Origin of the sequence: Microcystis sp. M53598_WE2, from assembly GCF_030067735.1 — a bacterium.
Taxonomy (GTDB): domain Bacteria; phylum Cyanobacteriota; class Cyanobacteriia; order Cyanobacteriales; family Microcystaceae; genus Microcystis; species Microcystis aeruginosa.
Genome location: NZ_JASJFE010000288.1, coordinates 1 through 2,632 on the forward strand (window position 1 = coordinate 1; position 2,632 = coordinate 2,632).

The 2,632-nt window shown below is 41.9% G+C and carries 4 protein-coding genes; all 4 read left to right on the plus strand.

Features of this window, described 5'->3' with window-relative positions; translation table 11 throughout:
* The first annotated feature begins 176 nt into the window (after positions 1 to 176).
* Positions 177 to 1,139 (plus strand): orange carotenoid-binding protein, encoded by a 963-nt coding sequence (locus tag PX636_RS06210; RefSeq protein WP_002798312.1) that lies wholly within the window; start codon positions 177 to 179, stop codon positions 1,137 to 1,139.
* 229 nt (positions 1,140 to 1,368) lie between these two features.
* A complete protein-coding gene (gene frp, locus PX636_RS06215; RefSeq protein ID WP_002746320.1) occupies positions 1,369 to 1,695 on the plus strand; it encodes a fluorescence recovery protein in 327 nt (108 codons plus the stop codon).
* Positions 1,696 to 1,862: 167 nt separating this feature from the next.
* On the plus strand, positions 1,863 to 2,378 hold the full coding sequence (locus PX636_RS06220) for an alpha/beta hydrolase (protein ID WP_002798314.1): 516 nt from the start codon (positions 1,863 to 1,865) through the stop codon (positions 2,376 to 2,378).
* A gap of 73 nt (positions 2,379 to 2,451) precedes the next feature.
* A partial coding sequence (locus PX636_RS06225; RefSeq protein WP_288116516.1) for a DNA adenine methylase occupies positions 2,452 to 2,632 on the plus strand: 181 nt, incomplete at its 3' end.

The window sequence follows — 2,632 nt, forward strand, 5'->3', positions numbered from 1 at the left end:
ACCCTAAATAAGTGATGGAACAGTTGTTCAACCATTAAGATTTTGTGATAATCCCGGGTAAGTGTGATCTAAAGTACAGCTTTTTTTGGGAAAGTTTCTCCATCGGTGCTGCCTTGGGGCGCAAATATGATAGGATGAAAGTAAATTGATACAAAACTTTACTTCAAGGTGAATCTATGCCGTTTACGATCGAATCAGCGCGGAGCATTTTCCCCAACACGCTATCAGCGGATGTGGTTCCTGCCACGATTGCGCGTTTCAATCAGCTGAATACCGAAGATCAACTAGCCTTGATTTGGTTTGCCTATCTAGAAATGGGCAAAACCATCACCGTTGCCGCCCCTGGCGCTGCTAGTATGGTGTTTGCCGAAAAAACCATGAATGAAATTCGGCAGATGTCACCCCTGCAACAGTCGCAGGTGATGTGCGACTTAGCGAACCATGCTGACACCCCGATTTGTCGTACCTACGGCACTTGGTCTGCTAATATCAAGCTGGGATTCTGGTATCAATTAGGACAATGGATGGAAGATGGCAGTGTTGCCCCAATTCCCAAGGGTTATCAACTATCTGCTAATGCTACCGCCGTTTTAGACGGGATTAAAAAATTAGAGTCGGGACAACAAATCACCGTTCTGCGGAATTGTGTGGTCGATATGGGCTATGATCCCAAGAAACTGGGCGATTATAACCGTATTTCCGAACCCGTGGTTCCTCCCCAAAATATTGCCGAACGGACTAAAGTTAGCATTGAAGGCGTTACCAATGCCACCGTCCTCAACTATATGGACAACCTCAACGCCAATGACTTTGATGTATTAATTGAATTATTCACCCCTGACGGCGCTCTGCAACCACCTTTCCAACGTCCCATCGTCGGTAAAGAGGCAGTATATCGCTTTTTCCGCGAAGAATGCCAAAATTTGAAATTAATCCCCGAATGCGGCGTAGTGGAACCCGCCGATGACGGTTTTACTCAGATTAAAGTGACGGGAAAAGTACAAACCCCCTGGTTTGGTGCGGGTGTGGGTATGAATATGGCATGGCGTTTCCTCCTAACTCCTGATAATAAAATTTTCTTCGTAGCGATCGATTTATTAGCTTCTCCGAAAGAATTATTAAACTTTGCCCGTGGCTAAATAGCTACTGAGAGAAATCATTAAAAATTCTGATGAAACTTATTAGAGTTCCTTGTCAAGTGAACTCTTTTTTTTCTACAATTAAAAGGCTGACTTAAAAAATTGGGAAATACACCGGTTTCTTCTCTGATCTAGGTAAGAATAACTAAACAATCATTCTTAACAGATGTCGGCGAAAAGAGTCATGGTAGTTCAAAAACCCAAAATTATCATCCCTAAAACTAAAATCATGCCTATGAGTGAAATAATTTGGTCAGATACGGAACAAGAAATTGCTCAAACTGCTTTCCAAAAAGCCTATCAGCGAGAAACTAGCACTTTAATAGAACATATTAAAGAACAGTCTGGTCAGATCACGGTTTTAGATGATATCTGGCAAATGCACGATTATCTAAGCGCCCGACGACATCAGATTGATGGTAAATATGACTATCGCTATACTTCCCTAATTTTTGTCTTTGCCCAACTGTTAAAGGAAGGATGGTTAAAGCTAGAGGATCTCAACGGTTTGGAAAAAGATAAACTAGCAAAAATCGCTGCCCTCTCGCGAATGTAAATTAATGATTAGCATTAAGCTATCAGCTTTCTGCTCCTAGTTGGGTGACTAAAAAATTCATCTCTAGATAATCAACCCCGTCTTAAGTTTTTCCTAAGCGGCAACCAATCCCGCTAGAATGAGTCAATCATCCCGATCGCTTATCGCTTGTTTTGCACTTTTGGTTTATGTTCAAAAATCTTTTACTTCCCCTAGGAATATCTATCTTTCTCGGTGTTTGTCAGTCTTTGTCAGCCGCCGAATCAGCTATCATCAAATACCACATCTTCCAAGGGTCTGTATCGGTATCAGAATTAAAGCAATTGAGCGAAACAGGCGAATTAGCTCCCGCTTTAGCGGCACAATTAAAGATGGCTAACCAAAAACCCGAAGAATTCCGTAAAATCCTTAATCGTCGGGTAGCGGTGGATGCCGTCTTTCTTTCCAAATTTCTTAATAGTTTTTTTGGCGAAAGTTTGCTAGATTATGCCACCGAAATTGTCCACACCCCCAATCGGGCTGCTAGTCGGCAAGCTTTACGGGGTTCCTTAGTCACTTCTGCCCTCAACGATAACGAGATTCAAATCATCGAAGTCCTTGCCAATTATCCCACCAGCGAGGTTCATGTGGATGGCAATCGTCTGCTGGATTTAATCAACCAAATTGAATCAGTATTGAAAAAAATGCCCCGTTTACCTTTCTGATACCAAATCCGCCTTTCAGGTTTTCGTGAATTGCGCTGTAAATTGAATAAATTAGGATAATCTGGTAGGAATAATGACCACTTCTTTGTCTCAAAGGAAAACAGTTAGCGGCAAACCTTTTTTAAAGTGGGCGGGAGGCAAAACTCAACTGGTTCCCAATATTCTATCTTTGATTAATTCCCAGATTTCTCAAAATTGTCAGTTTAACTACATTGAACCTTTTGTCGGAGGTGGGGCAGTTTTATTCTCAGTCT

What these genes read in the sequence shown, in the direction of transcription:
- PX636_RS06220 (WP_002798314.1), top strand. Translation starts at nt 1,863, where the DNA reads ATGTTCAAAAATCTTTTACTTCCCCTAGGAATATCTATCTTTCTCGGT.
- frp (WP_002746320.1), top strand. Translation starts at nt 1,369, where the DNA reads ATGCCTATGAGTGAAATAATTTGGTCAGATACGGAACAAGAAATTGCT.
- PX636_RS06210 (WP_002798312.1), top strand. Translation starts at nt 177, where the DNA reads ATGCCGTTTACGATCGAATCAGCGCGGAGCATTTTCCCCAACACGCTA.